The organism is Paenibacillus arenosi (genome assembly GCF_014841135.1).
Classification (GTDB): Bacteria; Bacillota; Bacilli; order Paenibacillales; family Paenibacillaceae; genus Paenibacillus_B; species Paenibacillus_B arenosi.
Window position 1 is genome coordinate 1 of sequence record NZ_JACYTN010000030.1, and the last position, 25718, is coordinate 25718.

General features: G+C 41.9%; 23 protein-coding genes. 12 read left to right on the top strand and 11 right to left on the bottom strand.

Going from position 1 to position 25718, the window contains the following annotated elements; all coding sequences use genetic code 11:
• Positions 1–338: 338 nt before the first annotated feature.
• The 6 genes from IFO66_RS21415 to IFO66_RS24405 all read left to right on the top strand — a co-directional run bounded on the left by IFO66_RS21415 (position 339) and on the right by IFO66_RS24405 (position 8354).
• Positions 339–788: a hypothetical protein gene (locus IFO66_RS21415; RefSeq protein ID WP_192027073.1), complete on the top strand. Its 450-nt coding sequence runs from the start codon at positions 339–341 to the stop codon at positions 786–788.
• 196 nt (positions 789–984) lie between these two features.
• The gene (locus IFO66_RS21420) at positions 985–1128 is read left to right on the top strand and encodes a terminase small subunit (RefSeq protein WP_192027074.1); all 144 of its coding nucleotides are present in this window, start codon (positions 985–987) and stop codon (positions 1126–1128) included.
• A 532-nt stretch (positions 1129–1660) separates the two neighbouring features.
• A complete protein-coding gene (locus IFO66_RS21425) occupies positions 1661–4885 on the top strand; it encodes a lantibiotic dehydratase (RefSeq protein ID WP_192027075.1) in 3225 nt (1074 codons plus the stop codon).
• On the top strand, positions 4882–6726 hold the full coding sequence (locus tag IFO66_RS21430; protein WP_192027076.1) for an ABC transporter ATP-binding protein: 1845 nt from the start codon (positions 4882–4884) through the stop codon (positions 6724–6726). The genes IFO66_RS21425 and IFO66_RS21430 overlap by 4 nt, the downstream gene beginning before the upstream one ends.
• The gene (locus IFO66_RS21435; protein WP_192027077.1) at positions 6723–8087 is read left to right on the top strand and encodes a lanthionine synthetase C family protein; all 1365 of its coding nucleotides are present in this window, start codon (positions 6723–6725) and stop codon (positions 8085–8087) included. Before IFO66_RS21430 ends, IFO66_RS21435 begins: the two co-directional genes overlap by 4 nt.
• 105 nt (positions 8088–8192) lie before the next feature.
• Positions 8193–8354 (top strand): FDLD family class I lanthipeptide, encoded by a 162-nt coding sequence (locus IFO66_RS24405; protein WP_225445971.1) that lies wholly within the window; start codon positions 8193–8195, stop codon positions 8352–8354.
• 62 nt (positions 8355–8416) lie between these two features.
• Here IFO66_RS24405 and IFO66_RS21445 read toward each other — a convergent pair whose 3' ends face one another.
• From IFO66_RS21445 to IFO66_RS21465, 5 genes are read right to left on the bottom strand one after another with little or no spacing between them, the layout of a single operon-like run.
• Positions 8417–9169, bottom strand: coding sequence for an ABC transporter permease (locus IFO66_RS21445; protein WP_192027079.1), 753 nt, complete (start codon positions 9167–9169; stop codon positions 8417–8419).
• 20 nt (positions 9170–9189) lie between these two features.
• Entirely contained in the window at positions 9190–9951 is a 762-nt protein-coding gene (locus IFO66_RS21450; RefSeq protein WP_192027080.1) for an ABC transporter permease, read from the bottom strand.
• Positions 9944–10864: an ABC transporter ATP-binding protein gene (locus tag IFO66_RS21455; protein WP_192027081.1), complete on the bottom strand. Its 921-nt coding sequence runs from the start codon at positions 10862–10864 to the stop codon at positions 9944–9946. Before IFO66_RS21455 ends, IFO66_RS21450 begins: the two co-directional genes overlap by 8 nt.
• 52 nt (positions 10865–10916) lie before the next feature.
• Positions 10917–11852: a sensor histidine kinase gene (locus IFO66_RS21460; protein WP_192027082.1), complete on the bottom strand. Its 936-nt coding sequence runs from the start codon at positions 11850–11852 to the stop codon at positions 10917–10919.
• Complete coding sequence (locus tag IFO66_RS21465) at positions 11846–12580, bottom strand: response regulator transcription factor (protein ID WP_225445968.1); 735 nt, start codon at positions 12578–12580, stop codon at positions 11846–11848. The genes IFO66_RS21460 and IFO66_RS21465 overlap by 7 nt, the downstream gene beginning before the upstream one ends.
• A 124-nt stretch (positions 12581–12704) precedes the next feature.
• Here IFO66_RS21465 and IFO66_RS21470 point away from each other — a divergent pair, with 124 nt between their 5' ends.
• A complete protein-coding gene (locus IFO66_RS21470; protein WP_192027083.1) occupies positions 12705–13334 on the top strand; it encodes a hypothetical protein in 630 nt (209 codons plus the stop codon).
• A 132-nt stretch (positions 13335–13466) separates the two neighbouring features.
• Here the strand turns inward: IFO66_RS21470 and IFO66_RS21475 are convergent, their stop codons facing one another.
• The 3 genes from IFO66_RS21475 to pdxR form a co-directional block, all read right to left on the bottom strand.
• Positions 13467–14858: a family 8 glycosyl hydrolase gene (locus tag IFO66_RS21475; RefSeq protein ID WP_192027084.1), complete on the bottom strand. Its 1392-nt coding sequence runs from the start codon at positions 14856–14858 to the stop codon at positions 13467–13469.
• 327 nt (positions 14859–15185) lie between these two features.
• The gene (locus IFO66_RS21480) at positions 15186–16469 is read right to left on the bottom strand and encodes an agmatine deiminase family protein (protein WP_225445969.1); all 1284 of its coding nucleotides are present in this window, start codon (positions 16467–16469) and stop codon (positions 15186–15188) included.
• 131 nt (positions 16470–16600) lie between these two features.
• Positions 16601–18019 (bottom strand): MocR-like pyridoxine biosynthesis transcription factor PdxR, encoded by a 1419-nt coding sequence (gene pdxR / locus IFO66_RS21485; RefSeq protein ID WP_192027085.1) that lies wholly within the window; start codon positions 18017–18019, stop codon positions 16601–16603.
• Positions 18020–18174: 155 nt separating this feature from the next.
• Here pdxR and IFO66_RS21490 point away from each other — a divergent pair, with 155 nt between their 5' ends.
• Positions 18175–19233, top strand: coding sequence for an LLM class oxidoreductase (locus IFO66_RS21490; protein ID WP_225445970.1), 1059 nt, complete (start codon positions 18175–18177; stop codon positions 19231–19233).
• A gap of 279 nt (positions 19234–19512) precedes the next feature.
• Here the strand turns inward: IFO66_RS21490 and IFO66_RS21495 are convergent, their stop codons facing one another.
• Positions 19513–20385 (bottom strand): lipase family protein, encoded by an 873-nt coding sequence (locus IFO66_RS21495; RefSeq protein ID WP_192027086.1) that lies wholly within the window; start codon positions 20383–20385, stop codon positions 19513–19515.
• Positions 20386–20419: 34 nt separating this feature from the next.
• Positions 20420–21247: a lipase family protein gene (locus tag IFO66_RS21500; protein WP_192027087.1), complete on the bottom strand. Its 828-nt coding sequence runs from the start codon at positions 21245–21247 to the stop codon at positions 20420–20422.
• Positions 21248–21486: 239 nt separating this feature from the next.
• Between IFO66_RS21500 and IFO66_RS21505 the strand changes: the two genes are divergently transcribed.
• From IFO66_RS21505 to IFO66_RS21515, 3 genes are all read left to right on the top strand, one after another.
• A complete protein-coding gene (locus tag IFO66_RS21505; RefSeq protein ID WP_192027088.1) occupies positions 21487–22302 on the top strand; it encodes a MerR family transcriptional regulator in 816 nt (271 codons plus the stop codon).
• A gap of 30 nt (positions 22303–22332) precedes the next feature.
• Positions 22333–23553, top strand: a complete 1221-nt coding sequence (locus IFO66_RS21510) for an MFS transporter (RefSeq protein WP_192027089.1) — start codon at positions 22333–22335, stop codon at positions 23551–23553.
• 99 nt (positions 23554–23652) lie between these two features.
• A complete protein-coding gene (locus tag IFO66_RS21515; RefSeq protein WP_192027090.1) occupies positions 23653–23934 on the top strand; it encodes a hypothetical protein in 282 nt (93 codons plus the stop codon).
• A 178-nt stretch (positions 23935–24112) separates the two neighbouring features.
• Here the strand turns inward: IFO66_RS21515 and IFO66_RS21520 are convergent, their stop codons facing one another.
• The gene (locus IFO66_RS21520; RefSeq protein WP_192027091.1) at positions 24113–24637 is read right to left on the bottom strand and encodes a GNAT family N-acetyltransferase; all 525 of its coding nucleotides are present in this window, start codon (positions 24635–24637) and stop codon (positions 24113–24115) included.
• A 131-nt stretch (positions 24638–24768) separates the two neighbouring features.
• Between IFO66_RS21520 and IFO66_RS21525 the strand changes: the two genes are divergently transcribed.
• Positions 24769–25632 carry a LysR family transcriptional regulator gene (locus IFO66_RS21525; protein WP_192027092.1) on the top strand — a complete coding sequence of 288 codons (864 nt, stop codon included), beginning with the start codon at positions 24769–24771 and terminating at the stop codon, positions 25630–25632.
• The last annotated feature ends 86 nt before the right edge of the window (positions 25633–25718 follow it).

Here is a 25718-nt window from a genome sequence, read left to right on the forward strand (position 1 = left end):
TTGTCTCTTAAATTCAGCAGTAAATGTACGTCTTTGTCTTGGCATAGTAGATCCGCTCCTAGTTATGATGTGTTTATTCTACTAGCCCTTATTTTTTCTGTCCAACTAAGTGTAGCCTATCCAGAATATGATCTTAAGGGTATTAGGTTGGTTCTCTAACCAAGGTCAACACTCATAACCTTTATTCTCCTAACTCAGCCGCTCCTTATGGGGCGGTATTTTGTTTTACGATAACGCAAAAAAATAAAATTAAATGTGAGAAATGATATTGTAAATTGATAAAATACGATCAATAATAGGCTTTGTAGGACAAATTTTCTATTTGTGGAGGGATTATCATGAAACTGAAAAAGCTATTAACTGTACTTCTCGCTGTATCATGTTTAAGTATTGTTTCTCCGACCGCATTCGCTCAACCTGTCGAGAGTTTGAAACCAGTCACAAAACTTTCTCAGGAAGAAAATTCATCCCTTTTTTACGGTCATTATTGGGTCTCGAATCTTACCAACCTGGGCTATATGATTCAGGTTGGAAATTATTTCAACATAGAATACAGTCAACAAACTACTATACGAGTTTTCCAGCAGCCGGTGAATTCAGCCGATGCCAATAAACCGTTTCAAACAGTAATTGCTATAAAGAACAATACAACAGGATATGTTGACGGATGGATCTTTGCAAATAATGGATATTACCAAGGGGATTTAACGTTAACGCCGGGTGTTCATAGCGTGTTAATTCAAAATAGCGCTAATTATCCAATTAAAGCGGATATAACTTTCAGTTAAATACCCTGTAAAAGTCGCTGGTCATTCGGCGGCTTTTTTCATGGTAACAAGCAAATGCAGGTAACCGTATCTAGAGTGCAATTTATACGGAGGAGGTTCGATTCCTTCTGTTCCCAACGACAATTGAATTGAAGTGACTATAGCCTTCATAGGAACTCACTATATGTTACTAAGCATATTATAATAGGTGAATGAGATGGCACTGACGGCCAAACAACAAAGATACGTAGAAGAGTTCCTTATTGACCTCGATGCCACACAGGTAGCTATTAGGGCGGGTTATAGTGCTAGACAGGCATCGGAAATGGGAAACCAACCACTGCATAAAACTACAGTATAGTATCATATACAGCAGATCATCATCTAAGTTGAGTGGTTTTTAGAACTTAGAAAACTTTAGATTAGGGCGTGCGTTATATAAACAAGAGGATTCTAGTGGAATGTATTAATGATCAGATATTGTTGTAAACTTGTTGTAAATCTGTTGTAAAAAATCAAGCGAATAGCGTTCTTTTTTTGATATTGTGAGTAACTCAAAAGCCACAAACCTTGATATAAAGGGGTTCCAAACGATTGTAACAGAAGCGAGAAAAACCAATCTATAACGCTGGCAGCGAAGAGGTCAGGGGTTCGATCCTCCTTGGTTCCACCAAATATAAATGTTGCACGATTCAATGGGTCGTGTTTTTTATTTTTTGGAGGATATATATATTGGAATGGGAGAAGAGAAAAACTTTAAAAATGATTTCATTATTGTATACTACGTGTCTCTTTCGTGTTATTATATATCCATATTTTAGTTTACACTTATCATTAATGTAAATAAACGTCGTAACTTGTCGCCCTTATTATTTATTAAAGGAGTGGTAGTAATGCCAGATGCAAGTCTAATGACACCAGAAAGAGTACAAGCATTATATTTTTATAGCACAGCAGACTTTTTTATGTTTCGTACTCCTTTATTACCTCTCAATGTGTATGAAACGGTCTTCTCACGGCAAGATGAATGGAGGCAGGATGACGTTCCGAATGAGTACCAAGCTCACGCCAGTTATCTTATACATATGGCTCTCCATCCATCAATTAGAGAAGCGCTTGCAATTTCAAGCCCGAGTTTATTAACTTCCCTTGATACATTTGATTTTTCTTTCAGCCACAAAAAGAGCATGCAGCGAATCCGAAGCTTAACCCGTTATCTAATACGGATAACGACTCGACCAACGCCATTTGGGTTACTTTCAGGCCTGGATTATGGAACCTTCAAGGATAATACTCAGTTATCTTTAGAACCTATTGAAAGCTATAAGAAATATACTCGTCCAGATATGGAGTGGTTATTGAAAATAATTAGTGACCTAGAAAAAGATGAACGGGTTATCGACGGTGTTATGGTTCAGAGTAATACTTCAGTTTACAAAGCAGGTAACAGATTAAACAATCCTTATCATACTGGTTTCGGCCAAAATCTAAAGGTAGGGAAATCATTTCAGAACGATTCTGTGACCATTCGCTTGACCCCTGTAGTTGAAGATGTATTATCCAAGGCATACAACCCCCTTCCTTTTATAGAGTTACAAGATTGGGTCCACAGTAAATATCCTGATGTCGCCATTGAAGTTATCAAAGCATTTTTAAATGAGCTCATTCGGCAGGAGTTTCTAATGACTTCGTTGCGACCACCTCTGATGAATACAGATCCTTTTCCCTACCTTTTGCAGCAGCTTGCTTCCAACAGCAGTATAGAAGATATTAATATTACACTAAATACGCTTTACACGATGATTCAACAATTTGATAGATTACCGATCGGAAAAGGGGAGGCACAACTTCGAAATATACAGCAATTCATGAAACAGATTCATGAAGCAAAAGATTTATTGCAAGTTGATTTGGCCTTATCTAGTAAACCTCTACATCTGCATAACTCCATCCAGAAAGAAATTGAACGTGCAGCAGATGTTCTTTGGCGATTATCCCCAACAATGACAGGCTCTCTTTATCTTCAATCTTATCTTAATGATTTTATGGAACGCTACGGAGTGGATCAGGAGGTTTCCTTGTTAGAATTGTTAGATACTGATTTGGGACTGGGCGCACCGGCTACGTATCTATATCCTCCTTCCAATCGAACATTAGGACAAAAACCTGAAATTTTCCCTAAACAAAGAGAAGTGTTAATAGAAGAGTGGATCCGGCAGGCGATTATGGATAATAGTATGGAGATCGTGTTGACAGATGAGAAGATTAAACTATTACAGGTAGGGGAAATTCAGGAACACGAGCTGCCTACTTCAATGGAACTGTATTTTAATTTAACTTCACCCTCTGCTTCGGCGGTTGATGAGGGGAACTATCAACTGATACTTGCGCCTAATCCTGGCTCGCTGGGAGCAGGAAAGACGTTTGGACGCTTCATGCATATGATGAAGGAGCCTTTTAAAGACAAGCTTAAGCAGTTGTATGAAGAGGAGAAAAGACTTAGTGAAGACGCTATTTCGGTGGAGATTGTCTATTTGCCCTCTGCTGGCCGATCTGCGAATTTAGTCATCAGTGAAAATCATTCGTTCTACGAGTTGGCTATTGGCACGCATTCTTCTAAGAGTGAGAGACAAACGATTCCCGTCTCAGATATTTTGGTAGGCTGCCAGGACAATCGATTTTATCTAAAATCTAAGTCGCTAGGCAAAAGAATTGTACCGCATATTAACAATATGCTGGATTGGTCCAAAGCACCTAATATATATCATTTTATGGCTGATATTGCTTTTGAAGGCAAGCGCAGATGGGTTCCGATCCACTGGACCAGCAAAGATATTCTTCCAGTTATACCGCGCATACGTGTAGGACGTGTAGTACTGGTTTCAGCTGAATGGAGACTAAATCAAAGTATGCTTGAAGTAGATAAAGGTATGTTATTAGAAGAGTGGATGAAGCGTTTTGCAGTATGGAGGAAGAAAATGAAAATCCCCCAATATGTCTATTTGAGGGAAGAAGATCACCGTTTGTTGCTAAATTTGGATCAGATCCTACATGTGGATTTAATTCGACAGGAGTATGAACGGTTGCAGCCAGGCGAGTTAATTCGTCTAACCGAAACTGGAAATTACTTAGAAGAGCATTGTTGTACAGGCCCAGAAGGTGCATACATGACGGAGATTACAGTGCCATTACTCAGAACACCTGTAGCTTCTACTGAACAAAGTTCTCCGTCTCTAATTCATAAGCATGAGTACATTCCAATGGTGGAGCGTTTGCACCTTCCAGGCAGCGACTGGTTGTATGTGAAGATGTATGGTTTTAGTCAACGCCAAGAAGAATTTATTGCTGATCGCTTGTATCACTTCGTTAAAGAATCTTTACAAGAGGGCTGGATGGACCAATTTTTCTTTATCCGTTATTACGATGAGGGCGCTCATCTTCGGATTAGATTTCACGGTAATCCAGCAGGTTTAGTTCAAGTGGGAATACCGAAGCTCTATCAATGGGCGAAGACGCTACAGCAGGAAGGTTTATTATCCCGTATAGTCATAGATAGCTATGATCCGGAAATTGAGAGATACGGTGGGGAGTCACTCATATCAGCCGCAGAAAGGTTATTTTGCCAAGACAGTCTCTTAGTAACGGAATGGATTAGGAACAAACAAAATGGACTTCTTGACATGGATTATGACTTCTTTTCTATTGTTAGTGTTATAGATATACTAGAAAAATTTGGTTATTCTATATCCGGATCAATGGACTGGCTTATTCCTGAATCAGCGCATAAGGAGTATTTGGACTTATACCGGAATTACCGAACTAAATTGCTTGGGTGGATTGAGCCCGGTATTGTCCAAGCCCCCGACAATGCAGACCGTCCTTTAGTGATGGATCTGCTTAATGCCAGAAGTGCTGCGATACGCGCCTATGCTGAACAGGTTCAAAAAATGGATTTACAGGGAGATTTGCTTAATCATCCACAGCACTTAGTAAAAAGTATCATTCACATGCATGTAAATCGGTTGATTGGAACAGATCGCATCAGAGAAATGAAAATTTTAACGTTGGCTAGACATACGATGAGGAATTTGACCCAGATTCGAGGTATGAAGTCATGACAGCCAGAGAAGAAGTTCTTCATTTTAAAGTAATTAATATTGTCCGCTCCTTCAAATTACTGCCTCGTGTATTCAAAATATTATGGGAAACCCACCACTTCTACTTTCTTACAATTCTCATATTAAATGTGGTAAAGGGGCTGATCCCAGCTGCACTGCTGCTGGCGACACAAAATTTAATTAATAGTGTAGTTATCGCGCATGGTAATAGTGTGTTTGATGGTGTTATATATGCATTTTTTTGGTTGATAGCTATTACCTTATTGAACGAGTTAGTAGGTTATACGGAAAGTTATTTTCATCACTTGTTTGAAACGATGTTGTCTAATGAAGTGAATATCAAAATTATGGAGAAATCCGTTAAGTTATCATTGGCTACATTTGAGGAAGCAGAAGTTCAAGATCAACTAACTCGTGCGCAAAGCGAAGCGAACAGTCGGCCCTATCAAATATTTATGACCATTCTTTCACTAATTAGCGGGACTGTTACGCTTCTTTCTACAGCTGCCATTTTGCTTGTTTGGCGGTGGTGGGTAGCTATTTTATTGATTTTGCTGCCTGTAACTTCCTTTGTTTCTTTTTTAAAATTAGGCCAGCGTGAGTTCGACGTTCATTTTAAGCGGGCACCTAAAATGCGAGAGTCGTGGTATTTATCTTTTTTATTAACGAAAGATGTTAGTTTTAAAGAAATAAAATTATTCAATCTGGGCAATTACCTGCTGGGTCACTATAAAAATATTTATAGTCAGTTTTTTGTTGAGGACAAAAAGTTGGCGTTTCGAAGATTTTCGCTTTCTATTCTTTTTCAGTTGCTTAATTTGGTAGTAATCAGTTCTGTCATTTTTCTCGTATTGTGGTCTGCATATACTGGGGAAATTATGATCGGCAGTTTTGTAGCTATGGTACAGGCTGTCAGCAATACACAGTCTTCTTCTCAGGGCGTGCTTCAGCATCTGTTGTCGCTCTGTCAACATAACCTCTATATGCAGCAGTTATTTGCATTCTTAGACTTGAAAATAGAGAAGGCAAGCAATAGAGAATCAGACGTTGCATTGAATGACAAAATAAACCGATTAGAGCTTAAGGATGTTAGTTTCAAGTATCCGAATAAATCAAAGTATGCTGTTCATGAAGTCAGTCTGGAATTGAATAAAGGGGAAACTCTGGCTTTGGTCGGTAAAAATGGCTCGGGCAAGTCTACTTTGGTGAAATTGCTAACTCAACTTTATCAAGGCTATTCGGGAAATATTTTAGTAAATGGATACTCGGCGAGGGATATGAATCATTCCCAGCTGTTAGAAAGAATTGGAGTCGTGTTCCAGGACTTTGTTCATTACGAAATGTCAATGAGGCATAACATTGCATTTGGTGAAGTTCATCAAATTGACAACGACAAGCATATTTTAGAAGCTGCGCGCAAAACCGGTATTTTACCGTTAATAAACCAGCTTCCTCAGGGTTTGGATACACAGATGGGGAAGTGGTTTGAAGAAGGGCACCAACTCTCTGGAGGGCAGTGGCAGCGGGTTGCCATAGCTCGGGCCTATATTCGAAATGCTGATTTATACATTTTGGATGAACCTAGTGCATTTCTGGATCCAGAAGCGGAGTATGAAGTTTTCCAAATGTTTAGACAGTTGGTGGCAGACCGCATGGGAATCTTTATTTCCCATCGTTTCTCCTCAGTCCGGTATGCCGATAAAATTGCAGTGATGGATGAGGGAAGGATTGTGGAATATGGTAGTCACTACGATTTGATGGCGTTGAGGGGTTTATATTACGAGCTGTACACGATGCAGGCTTCGGCTTATCTAGATAATGAAAAGGTTGTGAAAATATGACTCAAGCAGACGTGTTAAATTTAGGAGAAGGCACGTTGAAGGAAAAAGTACTTTCTGAGGTGCTAGAAGCAGCTGCTTTATTAGGGAATCGTGAATATGTCAAAAAAAATGTGTTAGAAGAAACGGAAAAGGAGGAATCACATCCTTTACTGGGAATCGTCTGGGGAGATTTAAGTCTATCTCATGGATTGCCGGGTCTCTGTGTACTGTTTGGCCAACTGGATCGAATAAACCCGGAGCGAGGTTATGACGAGATTGGACATCAATATATGCTTGATATGAAAGCTAAAATTGATGAGGATGGCATTCAGCAGCTTTCTTTATGGGGGGGATTAGCGGGGATTCTTATGGGCGCAAAAGCTTTGTCTCGTGATGGGACTCGCTACACTCATTTTACAGACCAGATGTTAGACCTGTTTATGTCTCATTACAAACTTCAGTTGGATGCTTCTATGAAAGCGATATCAGACGGTGTCGATATGTTTCACTATGACGTGATCCAAGGATGGAGTGGCATTGGGCGTAGCTTGTTGTATTTCACAGAACAGCCGAGGATTCGGGGGGCAGTAGAGGATATTTTGAAATATTGCGTTCTTTTGACTCAGCCTAAAAGTGTCGATGGGCAGTTCGTTCCAGGATGGCACATCCCTTCCAGATTCCTCATTCATGAGCATGAACGTGAACTATATCCGAATGGTTTGTTTAATTGTGGTTTGAGTCACGGTATCCCTGGAGTATTGGCTTTCCTGTCCATTTCTTATGAACAGGGAGTAATCGTGCAGGGTCATCAAGAAGCGATCGACACCATCGCCCACTGGCTTATTCAATGGGCAAGGGAGGATGAGTATGGTATCTTCTGGCCTGCTTGCATAAGTTGGGAGGAACAAATAACTGGGACATATGTGAGAGAAACGAAGAGTAGAGAAGCTTGGTGTTATGGTTCGCCAGGTGTTGCAAGATCTCTGTGGCTCGCCGGCGTTGCGTTAGAACAACAAGAATATAAAGACATAGCGATGTCTGCTATGCTAGCTACTTTTAAAAGACCAGATCAAGAATGGAATTTATTTTCCCCGATATTTTGCCATGGATGGAGTGGGTTACTCCAGATTGCGTATCGAATGTGGAGAGAGAGCGGTCATAAAGATTTGCGGCGAGAATGCGATCGGCTTAGCCAGCGTATTCTTGAATCGCGTCAGTCCGATGCTCCATTTAAATATACAGATGTGGTTCCCATAGATGGAAAGTTTATAGAAATCAGCAAACCAGGATTGTTGGAAGGTTTGGCAGGGATTAGTTTGGCACTTTTGGATGCTATGTTTGAGAGTGGGGATGATTGGGATTCTATTTTTCTTATAAAGTAAATTGAGAGAAATATTGTAATCTATAGATTAATATGTTAATATAGGGTTGTAGATATTTATCTACAAAACATTTTGAAAGGGGTAAGGTAAATGGCTAAAAACTCCATGTTTGACTTGAACGTTCAAGTAACGTCGGTGAAAGAAGAGGCAAGTGCAACTTTGGCTCAAAGTAGAATAATTTGTACTCCTGGTTCTTGTAGTGGAGATAGTTGTTGGCTTACTACATTCAAAGGTTGCCCTACTTACGGTCCAAAATGTGATATCTAGTACAACATGAATGAAACCCCCCAATCTATGAATTGGGGGGTTTCATATTGCCGTTATGGATATTAAACACCGGATCCTTGCACATCGCTGGATACGTAATGATAGTAACTGATGGCCGTACATACAATAGACAATGTCATTAAAGTTCCAAAGCCTCGGATCATGAGTGAGCTTTCCAGTGGGCTGTCAATAATAAAAGTGACAAAAGAATAAGGATTGTAAACGGAATATTGTAGAGGGGTTGAGGCGATCATTAGAATAACTGATGAAGTGACCCCTACTATACCTACTATGATTCCGGCGATAATTTGACGGCTGAGAACGCCAGCGAGAATAGCGATTGGAGCAAGTAGAAATTGCAATCCTATAATTTTTAGAAGCTCCCATACTTTACCGATAAATAAATCGTAGGGTAAGTGTGTCGTTGTAAACATGAATCCAATTCCTAAGCTTATAAGGAAGGTAATCCCGATAATAGCAGTTATGAGCAGGAGTAGGATGCATAGTTTACCTAAAAAAAACAAAGCACGATGCCGAGGATACAGAAAAAATGAATGTACCGTTCCCTCTTGGTATTCTCTAGCAAATAGGAAACTTGCCAGCATAGCAAACACAGGAGGACCAATTAGCATATTTATTAAAGATTGACTAAACACAAGAAACCCACTCCATTTAGGTGGGGAATCCAGTATAGCCCATGAACCAAAACCGATAAAAAACGAGATGAGAGAAGGAATAACAATTACTGCCGCTATAATCCATAGTATTGAAGCTCGCTTGCATTTAAGGAGCTCTGTATATAGAATTGTCGTCATTGGACTACCTCCGGTTTTTCCTAGCTTCCACTGTGTATATCCGATTGTGTATAACTATAAAGGGTGACGCATAGGCACAACGTAAAAATAATTAGCATAGTTAACAAGCCTCTCATTAGTACCCAATCAGGAATATGGTTGCCTACGGTCAACTGACTTACAATGTGGGCGGGGAAGTAATAAGGATTGAATGAGCCGTACTTGGGAGGCACACTTGTAAGAACAGTCATAATGGACGCGGCTACCCCACCTGCGCCTACGATGATACTGGAATAGCTATTTTTCAATAAAATGGCTGGTACGAGAGCAACAAAGCATAAGGCGAATTGCCATATGGCTATAATGATCAGATTTTGAACATGGATAAGCAGTGTCGCTCCTGTCAATTGCTCTGCAGTCAAAAACATGCCTAGGCTGACCAAAAGCACATAGGAAAGGAACAAGCTTACTAGAATGAGCGGAAACAGCAGGAAGACTTTCGTGATGTAGATTCTTAGTCTTGAATACGGTGAAATAAAAATATAATTAATCGTGTTTTCCTGATATTCACGCGCAAAGATAAAGCCTGCGATTTGAGCAAAGCAGGTTGGAGCCAGCAGTAAATTGACCAAAAATTCATGGGTAGCAAAAATATCAAACCAACCGATACTTTTACCATTACTGAAAATCCCTAGACTAATAACTAGTTGCAGAAGCAGTGGCAGCAGAATGAAGATGAGTAAGACAGCACCAACCGGCGAACGTTTCAGTTTTGTGATTTCCGTGAATAGAAGATTAGACAACAGCATTCCCTCCTGTAAGTTGAAGGAAATATTGTTCCAGATTACCTTTGTTGAGAACTAGCTCTGCGACATCCACTCCATTTTCAACTAGCGTTCTGTTAATGATCATAGGTTCATTCATACGTTCGTAAATTCTGATCTTCCCAAGTTCTGTAATTGTGTAATCTACTATGCTCAGGTTTTCCTGTAAGATGAATGCAGCTTGCTGATCGTTTGATACAGTAATATCCAAATAGTGTCGGTTTTTTTGCCGAAGCTGTTCCATATCCATTTCCTCGAGAAGCTGGCCTTGATGAATGATACCAATTTTGGTTGCGAGTTGCTCAATCTCACTTAAAATATGACTGGATACAAGAATCGTAATATCACGTTGTTTGACCAAATCAAGTAGAAGATGGCGAATGTCTTTAATTCCTTGCGGATCTAGTCCATTCGTTGGTTCATCAAGAATTAGAAAGTCAGGCTGGTGGAGCAGTGCTCGGGCTAGTCCAAGCCGCTGCTTCATACCCAGTGAAAATTTGCCGACTCTCCGGTTTCGCACTTCTAGCAAACCAACCATATCCAGTGTCTCTTCTATTGAAGATTTGGCGGATATGCCCATTAGTCTTCGATGAATATCCAAATTCTCGTAAGCTGTAAGATTTTTATAAGAGCCGGGTGTTTCAATAATGGCGCCGATTCTTTCAAACGCCTTAAAACTGTTTTTAGAAATTTTTTCACCGAAAATTTCTACTTCTCCTGAAGTGGGCTTCACGAGACCTAGCATCATTCGAATTGCCGTAGTTTTTCCAGCACCGTTCGGTCCAAGAAAACCATAAATTTCACCTTTTCCGATCGACATATTTATTTTGTTAACTGCTGCGTGATTATCATATGTCTTCGTCAAATTGATTGTTTTTAGAATAGGTTCCATAAAGCCACTCCTTTCTTATTATTGATTGTAATCGTAGTATCTTACAAAAACCTTACGGATGCGCAGGAAGTGTAAGAAAAAAAGTTGTGTTCTCGAAGGGGACGGAGGTAAATGTAAGTGATCCGTTTTGTTTCTCGGCCAGTTTCTTAGCGATAGCTAACCCTAACCCGCTTCCTTGCACATGATGGCCTCTGGAACGCTGACCTGTGTAAAAACGGTTGAAAATATAAGGGGAATCTGCGATGGATATTCCTTTGCCCTTGTCCGACACTTGAACAACGACTTCATTGGTGGATGCTTGAATTTCAATACCAAGAAATTGACCTTCCACTCCGTAGCGATAGGCATTGGTGATCAAATTCAGCAATATCCGCTCCGTTCCGAGTGCATTGCCGTAGACCAATACCGGATGATTAGGAAGTCTAAGAATGGGTTCGATCTGACTAAGTTCTATTGGTTGATGTAGGGATAGAATGACTTCCTGAACAACAGGGACAATATCAAAAGGAGCAAGTGTAAGAGGTGACTCCATCGAGTCAAGCTTGGCTAATTCAAAAAAATCATTAATCTGGGTAATCAATTTGACGGCTTTGGCATGGATTACATCCAAATAGGAATCTTTATCTTCCGCAGATAAGCCAACAGCATTTCTCTGAATTACTTCAATATAGCCTAATAATGAAGTAAGTGGAGTTCTTAAGTCATGTGAAAGGTGCATCAACATCTGGTTTCTTTCCTCTTCCAAGAAAAGTGTGCGCTCTCCCAATTGTTTATGATGTCGCAAAAACTGATTCAGTTCATCACTTAATTGGTGCAAGAGCTGAACGGATGTTTGAACTCGCACACGCTGATGGTCATTGGCTGTACGGATGCGGAACAGGGTATGGGTAATTTTTCGCAGCTGCTTGCAAACATGTCTGTATCGAATGATTATGCCTACAAGTAACAAGGTTGTAGTCAAGGCATATAAAGATAGCAGTATCACCATACTATATCCTCCGAGTCCAATTTGCCCATTCTGTAACCGATCCCCCAAATAGTCTGGATATAGACAGGTTGCGAAGGATTCTCTTCAATTTTCTCCCGTAATCTTCGTATGTGAACCATGACGGTATTGTCATCTGAAGTATAATCATCATGCCAAATGGCCGCGAAGATCTGTGATTTACTATATATTTGTTTGGGAGAGCGCATCAGCAGTTCCAAGATGGCAAATTCTTTGGCTGTTAAAGAAATGGTCTGATTTCGCACGGTGGCTTCGCAAGTATGACAGTTGAGTGTCAATTCACCATGATGCAGTATAGAAGATTCTTTTGGGGATTGTTCGTTCAATTTTAAATATCGTCTAAGTTGGGCATTGACCCGTGCAATCAACTCCCCTACATGATAGGGCTTGGTTAAATAATCATCAGCACCGAGATTGAGCCCAAGTATTGTATCAGCTTCCGAGTCACGAGCGGTCAAAATGAGGACAGGTATATTCATATGGTTTCGAATCCATCGCAGTACATCCCAGCCGTCCATATCAGGAAGCATCAAATCAAGGATGACTAAATGATAAACTTGATTGCGTAAAACTTCACAAGCAGACCGTCCATCATAAACAGAGTCCACCTTATAGTTCTCTTCAGAGAGTGTCTTCACGATCAGTTTACTGATCTCTAGGTCATCTTCCACGGCTAAAATATAAGGCTGCATCTTATTTATCAACTCCAACCTGAAATACTTGCTATATCATAAAATTATATACCATAAGGGTTTCTTTCTTAAAGAGACTGTTTGACGCTTACCTATAAAGAGGATACTATCAAATGATAGATGCTCTAAAGGGGATGAAAAAATGAGTAATGAAACAGGAAATAACGAAATCAATGGTGACAGCCAACAAGGAGCATTCTCAGAAGAGAAATGGACCGAACTGATTCATGCAGTTTGTCATAATGGTGTTGCTGCATTGAAAACACAGTACGATCAAGTGACAGGACGCGCATTAATCCACGAGATTTTCGGTCCTGTATTTATTTTTACTGTAAAAGATGATGCTAATGAAGAATATGAATGCGGCTTTTTCCTACAAGAGCTAATTAAGAAGTTCCAATCCGATACGGATCCTTCCACTTGGATGGCTTCATTTTTTGTCGAGTTAATAAGAACGAAAGGTGGAAAAGCACTACCGCCACCTCCAACAAGTGAAGAAGAAGCGAAAGCGATTATCGATAGTCAAATTGTCGGACCATGTATAGCTGCAGTTAAAGAAGAATTTGCCCCAGAAGAGGTTTATGCGGGCTTGCAGTGGCATGAGGAGCACGGCCCAGTGTTTGAGACAGGATTCCCGTCTATAGCAGATGGAAATAATGTGTGTGCTTTTAAAATTGATTTGTTGCTTATGCATCTTCTTCTAAACCGAGATCCAGCTGAAGTACTTCTTCAAGGCTTGTACCAGATTAGAGAAGAACATGGGCTGGAATAGTGGATTAGATCATTGATGATATCCGAGAACGGTATATCAGATTGAATATGTGAAATTCCAAAAAAATGACGCTCAGGCTGAGAAGCTTGAACGTCATTTTTTATAGGGATGCCTGCTGAAAGTAGCTAAGAATTAATTTGGTGACCACCAGTTGCCAGACACGACGATTACGCTAAGCAAGCGAACCGTGTTGCCGAAGTACGATGCTTGGTTCGTAGGCTGTGCAGTAATATTGGTCCACAGTTTATCAAGCCATTCTTTATTGGCCGTGTTATTATCAGTCATAGCGCTGACTGCAAATGGTGCGGTGAAGGTTAGATCATAATAGGTCCCGCTATTCATATATTTCGTGCCGTCTAGATAAAAACCGCCACCATGAATGTTAGCCGGGTTGTTTTTAGCTTCTGTGCGAATCCAATTATTAAGTGTGGTCAACTGGAACTTGGAACGTGTATCCCCTGTTAAAATGACGTCGGTAGCGATTCTCCACGGAATGCGTGCAGCGTTATAGTAATAGATTCCATCTCCTACTATGTTTTCTAAGAAAGGTTTACCTGCTATCGGTTTGACAGGCTCGTAGTATTGACCTTTACGAATGCCGAAATCAGGCAGGAGCCCCGTATTGGCAGCATAGCCGTAGTATAAATTTTCTCTGGCAGCGTGGGTTGTCGTAATGACTTGATTCCAGCGCGAGTCGCCTGTAGCCGTTTGGAATACCTTTAAATGGTGTAGCATAAAGTCTGATGTGCGTGTCCCAGGTCCGTATTTAGGATCCGAATCTTGCGCCCAGTTACCAAGTTTTAGGTGATAGTAGGTATGGTTCACATCTTTGAGCATAATAGCATTAATGATTTTCTTCGCTTGTGCCCCGTAATTAATGCCTGTGTTATTGCCCCATTGCTTCTCTGCGAGCAACAGTGCGTAAGCAATGTCCATATCTCCGTCAGTAGCGGAGCTGCCACCAGTGTTTGGAGTAGTAACAATAGCTCCGTTGCGATCAACCTGCTGCCAAGCCATCAAGTCGGAGTGAATCGTACTCGGGTGGTCACGATAAAAACGATACATCCCATCAAATATTTTTTTCGCGTCTGCATCATGGCCTGCAAGGTAGGCGGTTGCTATCATGCCATAGCCGTGAGCTTCAGATACGGTAACAGCGTCAAGCGGATCTTTCGTTGATTCTCCGTTCTGATTGTAGTGGACAAAATAACGGCCGCTCTTATACGGGTGGGCTTTCACGTACTTTGCTTTCCATTCATTATATAATCTGCGAACCTCTTGATCTAACTTGGATTGAGAAACGCTTGGTTTAATAATGCCGTTGGAATAAGTAACATGCTGTGGAAATGCTCGTTGGGCAGCAGCCAATGTATCATTGTTCTCTTCATGTGCATGTTGTCCATCTACATCATCTGTCACAGATGGAGGAGTCGTTGGTTGAGCAGAGGTAATGGCAGAGAACACTAGCGTTTGCATGAGTAAGGCAGAACAGAGCATGAGTATGAATGGTTTTTTCGGCTTCATATAGATGTACTCCTTTCAAAATTCATGATTTTTGATAATACGGAGACAAATACCGACACCAATGTTCGAGCTCGCATCACCTCCTTCATGAAAATAAATGAAGTTTATGTATTCCACAATAATTGGTAATTTCCTTTTTAATTCAGATAAAGAATAGTTAAATATGGTTTATTTAAATGAAAAAGACATAGAATTAACATATTTTTAGTGCTATAGGTATGTAACCATGCAATATACGTAGAAATTGTTTTCAACGACTGGTTGTAACATAAGAAGACGTTCAGGCTTAGGGCATGAACGTCTTCTTGTTTTGATATGAAGTTGTTTTTACTCCTGTAACGCAGCAGGCACATTGCGAGTATGACAATGAACCCCGCCACCAAATAAATTTAGTGCCATCGTGTCTAGCAGCACAATCTGCTTATTTGGAAATACATCCTTAAGGACGCGTTCTGCTTCTTCGTCTTTCTTTTTTATACGTTCCGGGAGTCCTGCCTTCCAATATTTTTGCCCGATTACGATGTCATTCAAGATAAGAAAGTTACAATAGCTTAAAGCAGGCAGCATTGTCATATCTCCACTTGGAATAGGGGAACCATCGAATAATGTTGTTAAACCAAGATAGTCTTTTAATCCGTGCCAAGATTGGTATAAAGGTTCTCCTTGCTTAACCTGAACATAGATCGGATCAGGCATCGGAATACGAATGATGCGGAATGGCTCGCCGTTAGTATCAAGGCAATTTCGTAGAACATCGTAGGCTTGGTCCAGTCTTGATTTGTTTATAGCTGCAAGTTTATGTTGAGTAGCTTCTTCTTCGGTAATCTCAGCTAGTACGATCGTCCTCTCATCGACAAAGCGACACATCTCATCGATATGACCATTGGCTGATGCTGAGCGATAGGCAAGTGTAATATCATCGGGGCCGGGCACAGGACCAGTCATAATATGATCATCATCAAAAGTAGGGAGGGGAAGCCAAATGACTTGTTTTAAGTTGAAAATACGTTTGAATTCTGCCTCCACTTCATCACGAGTCATGCCTCGATTTCGTTTGTGAACCTCGGTCTCCTCTATGGTCATCATGACACCTTGTCCATTGAACTCGCGGTTGCCACCTTCACCAATCAAACGGGTAAACACCGTTTCCTCAATGCCAAGCAGCTTGGCATGCTCGCGGTCGAAGGCTTCCATCAGTCTAGAAGGTCGAGCATATTTGTCCATAAGACCGTACATATCAAAATCAAAATCGACGAGTTTGCGACAACCCGTATCATCAATCATGATCTCGGGGCCAAAATCTCGTGGGTATATAACCTGGTTCTCGATGTGCGAGAATTGGATGCGGCTCGTATCAACATGCTGCTGCACTAATTTTTGTTTGGCACGCTGCATAACCTGCTCATTTGAGGTGTTCACGATGACTAAATCAACATGTTCCAGCATGAGTTTTACAATTTCCACACTTACGGTGTCTACGTTGTATCCTTCGCAAGGAATTTCAATATCAGACCAACAGAGCATAACACTGTCTTGCAGCTCGAACTCTCCAGGCATTCTAAAGCGAAGCACATCCGTTATCGATTGGTTATTCATGCTGATGATCGTCATTGCACATCCATCCTCTCACATTTCATCATTTTACAATCGAAGTTTGGTTGTTGCGATCTGATCATACAGGTCTGAATAACGATGTTGTCAAGTGGCGAAGCTCGAATGTACGGACTATCTATATGGCTTGCTTAGTAATTGTTAAACCATGCGTGATGAAGGGCATGAACTCCCGTAATAATATCCTCATTGCTTAAACCGCCGAAGCCGATCTGAACCATCGAACGTTCGGCTTGAGTTGGGTGTGTCCAAAAAGGGGATACAGGGTAGACTCTGACCCCTACCTTCTCCGCGGTTTGAATCAGCTCCAGCTCATCCATGCCATTATGTACACGTAATAAAATGTGAAGTCCCGCATCTTGGCCGATTATGGTCGCTTGGTTACCCATCAACTTCTTGATCGTAGATATCAGCGTCATTTGTTTTTGTCGATATACTTTGCGCATTTTACGAATATGGGCTTCCCAATGGCCATTGCTCATAAACAACTCCAGTGTCTTCTGTTGGAGCTGAGAAACCGTCTGGTCATATAATCGATAGTTATGCTTCTTGTGAAGCTCTAGCAAGGCCGGGGGCAGAACCATATAGGCAGTACGCAAGGAGGGAAGAAGACATTTTGAGAAAGTTCCCAAATAGACCGTGCGTTGATGAGTATCCATGCCTTGTAGGGATGGTATCGGTTTGCCCACATATCGGAACTCACTGTCGTAGTCATCCTCAATAATGATGCCATTCATATCGGCTGCCCATTTTAGCAGTTGCATTCTTTTGGCAAGCGGCATAACCATTCCATGAGGGAATTGGTGAGATGGAGTTATGTATACGATACGGGACTTACTTTCATATAACTTCTGAATATTAAGCCCATCTTCGTCCAGTGGAATAGGGTGGACAGGTAAACCGTTATGTTGAAAAATGGTTCGCGCCCCGTCATAGCCTGGCTCCTCCATCGCTATGCTGTTGATAGCAGCTCCTAGTAATCCAGCTACTATGCCGAGTAGGTACTGGATACCAGCTCCAATGATGATCTGATCCGGTGAGGAGTTTACTCCTCTTGAGCCATGCAGATAGTTGGCAATTTCATTGCGAAGTCCAAGTTCGCCAATAGGATCGCCATAGGAAACGAGCATTTGTTGATTCATCTGTAAACTTTGATTAGATAACTTACGCCAAGTGCTGAATGGAAAATGTTCAGCATCTACATCACCATAACGAAAATCGTACTGAATTGCAGATCTTTCTTGTACAGAAGCTTTCGGCATATTCATACTACTCGAATACGAGGAAGATAATGTCTCAAGTTCTAGGTCAATCACATATAGGCCGCTTCTCGGTCTGCTCTGCACGTAGCCTTCGGCTATTAACTGTTGATAGGCCAAGTCTACCGTATTTCGGCTAATATGGAGATGGGAAGATAGTGCGCGGATAGACGGAAGTCGTGTTTGAGCAGCTAACTTTCCACTCAAAATTTCTGTTTTTATATATTGATAAAGTTGAGTGTATAGTGGATCTTCGGATCTTCCATCCAGCAATATGGTCAAATCAATCATAGATATCCTCCTCGCAGCCAAAACTGACCCCATAATTGAATTTAGAGTTGTCACTACCTATAGGGTCAATTGTTCCATACAATTATATCAGTTTCAGTCGGATTGTGGCGCAAGAGTAGAGGACTGGAACACTGACAATTGGGGAGGCGAGTGAATTGGACCAAAAAATTAAACCTAGTGAACAGACAGATAGAGAAGTATCAACGGCCAGCGTTGTTGGTGGAAGTTTTCATGAGCATCCTGGTTTCTGTCGCATGTTTGCCCCTGATCAATTGACAATCGGTATATTTTTGCCGCTTACGTTCTATAGAGGTCAAATGGACGTATTACAGGGCCAAGCTGATATCGTAGAAAAAATCGATCAATCCAATTTTGCTGCTGTCTGGGTACGGGATGTTCCGCTATTCGATCCTAGTTTTGGAGATGCTGGACAAGTGTTCGATCCGTTTATTTATTTGGCTTATCTTGCTGCAAGGACGAAGAACGTGTCCTTAGTAACAGGAAGTGCAATCTTTACTCTTCGTCATCCCATCGATTTGGCGAAGGCTGCGTCATCTGTAGATGTGCTGTCAGGTGGGCGCCTTGTACTTGGAATAGCTTCTGGGGATCGCCCCGTAGAATTCCCGGCATACGGACTGGATGCGGATCAGCGTGAGGTGAGGTTCCGAGAAACCGTGGAGTATTTCCGTGCGCTTATTCAACATCAAAGTCCCACGATTCAATCTTCTCTGGGGCATTTAAAAGGAGTGGAACTGCTCCCTAAGCCTGCGGCAGGAGGTATACCACTCATGGTCACTGGTTCAAGTCGACAAACGTTGGACTGGATTGCAGAGCACAGTGACGGCTGGCTTACTTATCCCCAAGCGACGGCAAATGCTGCTGGCCCTCAGATGCTTGCACAGAAGATCAAGGCTTGGCGTGAGAAAATTCCCGGCGGAATGTTTAAGCCGCACATGACCAACGAATGGATTGATCTGGTGGAGGATATCCATTATCCTCGAACACCGCTGCGTGGAGGATTTGTATTGCGTACAGGACGACTAGGCTTGATTCAACTTTTACAAGAATGGCGAGAAGCGGGTGTTAATCATGCTGCGCTCGGTATCCAATTTTCGAGTCGGCCGACTGCTGAGGTCATTCAAGAGCTAGCAGAGGAAGTGCTGCCGCTCTTTCCTACACATGCTGGCCCAAGCCCGTTATTTACTGGATGGTAAGAGGGGACTTCAATCGTAGCTAATCGTTATTGAACGGCGTGTACATAGTTTCGGTTTAACGATATTTTGCGGAATATAGCGTAATGGTGGCTGATCAAGGCTGTTTGCTAATATGCTTATTGGTTGCACTGAATGTCCGTGATAGATCATGCAAACACGATCGGATGGACGGAAGTAATAGAAGATGACAAAACCCTTTGGAGCACCAAAGGGTTTTTCAGTATTTATATATAACGCCCCCTCACTCACTCTATCGTTTCGCAGGATTTAATTACTCCATTAACAGCCTACACAATACAACTGTCCTTTAGTTATGGTTGATCCACATCCGCCTAGAAAAGGAACACAAACCCCTGTAGTGGGGCAAAAACCCGGATTGGGTTGGCAGATGGCTTTCGTGTATGCAGGGTTCTTTTTGCTAAGCGTATTGAAATAACAAACAATGCTATGGTTAAGCCCTGCCACACTGTTCAATTGAAAGGATATAGGATACTTTCTGTTCACATGCTTATAGTAGAGCCCTTCTTTGGTAAAGGGAGGAGGGTACACTTTATCTGGTATATAGGGAATAATGTCATGGACATTGAACACACGTACACTGTTCTTTACGACTCGATCATATTTGGCGGCGAAGGTGGGGTTTCCAACACGAGGGGAGCCATACGTATACACGATTGGTTTACTGAACTTCGTATTTACGGCAATATCTAAGCCTGCTAACACAGCTAATGCCCCTCCTAGGCTGTGACCAGCAATATACAGTCGCTTGGTAGGGGACAGTTTCTTTAGCGCTTGAATGATACTATTTCTTGCGGAGCTATAAATGCACGTAAATCCTCGATGGGTCTTCCCGCTATTTCGAACATATGGATAGGGGACCTGAAAAATATCTTGATCCGATTCATTGTCTTGAAATGAACCTGTTCCTCTAAAGGCCATAACGATATTATGTTTAGATTCTGCAATATACCCGAACACTTCTTTGATCGGCTGTTCAACACCACCAAGAGTTTGAATGACATAGCGCAGTTTATAGCCTTTTGGTAAAAATATCTTTTTCGCTTGAACAAGCACATACGTCTGGTACGTCATAGCTGCGAGAAAAATAGCTGTTTTATTCATAGAATCGTGATTCACTCCATAGCTCCCCATAGTTGACTCCTTTCTCTTACACTAGGCAGTGGAATTAACAAGTTTTTAGTAGCGGCACACACATGCTTGTGTTGGGACAAAAGCCCGGATTCGTCTGGCAGAGCGCTTTGGCATAAGCAGGGTCCCTTTTACTCAGATATTTAAAATAACAGCCAATTCCATCATTTCGAGCTGTACTGTTGAGTTGGAAGGAGAGCGGGTATTTATTTTTCACATGCTGGTATTTCAACCCGTTCTTCGTAAACGGAGGTGGGTAAAACGTGGCTGGAAAAGTAGCATTGGCGTCAAGGACATTGACGACGCGCACGCTATTATTTACCACTTTATTAAATCGTGCTGCAAAAATTGGGTCTCCGGTTCGCAGGCTGCCGTACGTATAGACGTTAGTGCGCTTAAACTTCGTATTCACTGCAATATCCAGCGCAGCAAGTGTGGCAACGACTCCTCCGTAGTTATGACCAGCAATGTACAGTTTTTTGGTTGCAGGGAGCTTGTTTAACTCGCGGATGATTTTGTCTCTCGTAGATTGGTACATGCAAGTCAATCCTCGATGCGTGTGACCTGCTTTTTGGACATAAGGATAGGGAATTTGAAGCGCATCATATCCTGCAAGAAGCTCTGCGGGGTAGTCTGCATAGCCTCGAAAGGCAACAATAATTTTTTGCTTAGATTCTGCTATGAATCCGAATATCTCCTCTTTCGGATTTTCTACATTGGCTAGTACACGAATGATGGAGCGAAGCTTAAAGCCTTTTGGTAGTTCCACTTTGTTGGTAAAAAACAACTGATAGGCTTGATAGCTCATGGCCGCAAGAAAGATCGCATTTCTAGTAATCGTGGATTTTGTTACGGAAGTACCCATCTTCTCGTTCCCCCTATACATTAGGGCTAATCTGCATACGCGATATGATATGAATGACCATTTTGAAGTGCGCTAGGCGATTCACCTTTACTAGCTGCCCATGCCTCACGAAATTAAGCTAAACCGCTCATAGGAAAAATTGCTTTTTAACCCGCTTGACTCTCCCCTTAACTGGATAGTTATACTTGGAAAAGACAAGGGGAGCATTGAACGATTCATGTAAGGGAGGTTATCAACCAGTGTTTAAAATCAGTGAGTTTTCGAAAATTAGTCAAGTGTCCGTCAAGACGCTTCGATATTACGATCAGTTGAACTTGCTCAAGCCGACTCACACGGATAAATATACGGGATATCGATACTACACGGCTGACCAAATGTTTCAACTCAATCGTATTTTGGCATACAAAGAACTTGGGTTCTCGTTAGAACAAATTCGTCAGATGATGGGTGAGCAAGTCCCGATTGAACAAATTAGAGGAATGTTTCGGTTAAAGCAGAACGAGATTCAGTCCATGCTAGACAAGGAACAAGCTAGGCTAGATCGAATCAAGCAGCGCCTATGCTGTATCGAGCGTGAAGGGGAGAATCAGACGTCGCACGATGTCATTCTTAAGGAAGTGGAGCCTCAGCTTGTGATTTCTTACCGTCTTAGAACGTCATACAGGCACATAGCGGAGCTTTTTAAACAGTTGGATGATTATTTGGGGAAATTCGGCCAGTCCTCTTCAAGTAAAATTGTACTCTGGCACGGTTGTGAAAATAGTGAGGATGAGATCGATATCGAAGTGGCTCGTCCATTAACGAACGAAGTCCCAAGCAGCTCACTTTTCATCGTAAAACGATTGCCGGAAGTTACGAGCATGGCCACGCTTACCCACATTTGTCGCACGGCGAGCTCTTGTACGGCGAGTACGGAATTGGCATTGTGGATCGAACGAAATGGTTATCGAATCAAGGGGAACGAGCCGCGGCGAGAACTTTGTCTACCTCATGAGAAGTTAGGTGATCCAGACACCTATGTTGCTGAAGTTCAGATTGCTGTCGAGAGAGCCTAAAGACGATTGCATGGAAAGGGGAGTTGCAGCTTGAGTAAACAACAAAAGCTTTTGACCTTACATTTATTTTTATTGACCTTTGTCTTAGGAACAAGTGAATTTGTTATTGTCGGGTTGCTGGCTGAAGTGTCAGCTGATTTACATATAGCGATTTCAGCAGCAGGAGCGCTTGTATCAGCATTTGCCCTATCTTTTGCAATAGGTACACCTATATTGACGGCCATATTCAGTCGGTACTCCAAGTACCCTCTTATGCTTACTTTGATTGCGGTATTTATTGCAGGCAATATCCTAACCGCTTTATCCAGTTCGTATGCGCTGCTTCTTGTTTCTCGAATGATTACGGCTGTTGTTACCGGAGTTTTGATCGCACTTGCGATGGCTGTTGGTAGCGAATCTGTGTCTGCCGAAAAGAGGGGTACTGTCATTTCTATTATCTTTATGGGCTTTACCATTGCTAGTGTAATCGGTGTCCCACTGGGTACCTATATCGGACAATGGGGCGGTTGGCAGTTGGCCTTCTGGTTTACTTCTCTTTTAGGAATCATTTCTCTCATTACAAGCTCGGTGACAATTCCAAAAGGACTAAAGGGAACGCAGAGTTCATTAAAGAAACAAATTGGATTGCTAACCAATTCGCGTATTGTCATTGCATTCTTTATTCCGGCGCTAAGTATTGGAGCCACTTATACCGTATACACGTATTTGACTCCTTTGATGCAAGATGTGCTCTTTGTTCCAGATCAGTATATAAGCCTTGTATTTCTGCTGTACGGAGTTGTGTCTGTGTTTAGCACACTAATTGGAGGAAAATTGGCCAATCGCGATGGGATTAGGAAGCTTAGATACGTGTTTCTCATTCAAGCGCTCATTCTCGCATCGTTGTATGTTACCTCTAACTCAATCGTCGGAGGATTAATTAGCATTTCATTTATTGCTCTAATCGTGTATGTCATGAACTCCACGATGCAGTTGTATTTCATTGATTTGGCTGATAAACATTATCCAGCTGCGAAAGATTTGGCTTCATCGTTGACGCCTGTCTCTGTAAATGTCGGAATCGCGCTTGGCTCAGCTCTTGGCGGGATTGTCACCACGAACAGGGACATAATCGATATATCATGGTTCGGTGGTATCGTTGCGATCGCTGCCTCTTTGCTGACCTTTATCAGCTACAGCTTGGACCGAAAACAAACTATCTATAGTAAACGGAGTTCGACAAGGAGCGCCTGTAATGATAGTGGAGTGTAAAACCGTGCGCAGCTGTTCAAGGTTGCGTTTTTATTTTGTAATTTTGTAATATCATGTATAATGATACTTTAATCCACGTTTTACCAGGAGGTGGGAGGATTGCTGAAGGGGATTCGTAGCTCAGTAGTTACAAATTCGGCTATGCAAAAGGTTCTTATTTATCTTTCAATGGCTTGTATTGTTATAAATGTAATTGGCTATATCGCTGCCTTGTTTATCTTCTCTAATTTCCACTATTTATATTGGTCTGTAGGAATAGGGTACATTGGCTTTATGGGTGCCTTTTTATGCAAGAACAATAAGTTAGCACTTGTCAATGTAGTGTTGTGCATAGGATTTATTTTTGTGGTCTTTAGCCCGATCATGTATTGGCTTAGTTAATATCTACTCTAATGCAGCTTACTATTAGGAAGAACAAAGAACAAATAGCCCGTTCACACAAATGGAAAGTGGTTGCTTTCAACCTAGTGTGACTTTGGGCTATTTTTGTTATATAGACAGTGTATCGTCTAGTATTTTATTCCGTTATCGTACTTGTCGCATAGTTCTTCGTCCAGACTCAGGCATTCGCTTCAAGTAGCTTGTAATATAGCACCGTCGCATCGAGATTTCCGCTTGCTGATCTCGCAAAGGACGGAATAATTCCGGCTTGTTGATAGCTGATAGAACGATATAACAGGTTGGACGGATCTCCTTCTCGTGTATCGAGCACAAGAAGTGTGCGGCCAGCGCTCCATGCTGCTTCTTCCGCCGTACGCATAAGGGCACGCCCAACACCTGCTCTTCTATGTTGTGGGTGTGTCATCAATTTAGCAATTTCCGCGCGATGCTTCCCGTTTGGCTTACCGCACAGATGGAGCTGGATCGTACCTGCTACACGTCCATTGCATACAGCAATCCATAACCTTACGTCTGGGGCCAAGACTTTCGCCCAATAATCCTGAGCCTCAACAGGCGAGAGCGGTGGTAGGAAGCCGATTGAAGCGCCGTTATCTACCACTTGTACGAGAAGGTCAGCAAGCTCTTCCTCAATGTAATCGTCAATCTTGTTTGTAAGTTCAATAAGCAGTAGCTCATCCTTCATGATTGATTTCCTCCCATACCCAAATTGTCTTTGCTTAACGATCTTGTACTAGAAGTATAGTTGACCTAGAATAATTTGTATAACGAATCTTAAGTATTGCAGTAATAAATAAATCGAATCGAGGGATACGAATGGATCAGTCTCATTTGGAAGCCTTTATAGCGGTATGCCAAACGCTCAATTTTACTACTGCCGCTAAACATCTGCATATTTCGCAATCTGCTGTCACCGCAAGAATTAGAGCGTTGGAGCAAAGTGTTGGCAAGCGGTTGTTTGATCGCGATAATCGAACCGTTAGTCTAACACGATCAGGAGTCGCTTTTTTGCCTTACGCTGAACGGATGCTTCAGCTTATTGAAGAGAGCAAAATATCCCTGTCCGAACAATATCGGGAACATATCGTGATGAGCGGCCCAGGTTCCGTATGGCACTGCCGATACTTGAATCGAATCCTTGAGTTTAGAAATAAATATCCACATGTTGCCGTAAAATTTTTGAGCTATATCGATCCAGGCTATATGATTCGTGATCTGCTGTTGGATGGGACTGCCAACCTTGCGATCAAGCTGGACCCACCCAATCATCCAAGCATTTCGAAACGGCTGCTATTCGAAGACGAAATCATTCTTGTATCTGCTGATGAAGCGTCCCAATGCTGGGAAGTTGATTTTTCCGCGCAGACCTATTGTCATATCGATTGGGGCAATCCTTTCACGGAATGGTTCACTTCGCTTGTTGAGCCGGGGTTCATTCCGGCGCTTCAAACTGATCATTCGTCCACGATGCTTACGATGCTGTTAAACCATTCTGTGTTTGGTTTTTTACCTAGATCGATAGCTGATCCGTATCTCCAGTCGAGCAAGCTGTATCAAATCCCACTGTCTGTCGAGTTACCCATTTTAAAGGGCTACGCCTGTTATTTGACGGAGAAGCGTGAACAATCTCACGTTAGATTGGCTTTGGAACTGCTTGGGGTCGACGCCAATTCATCTTAATGTTGTGCTGCTAAATGGAAGTATACCAATCATACAATATATGGTATACATCTATATAATAGATGTAAGTTAGTTAAAAGACTCTA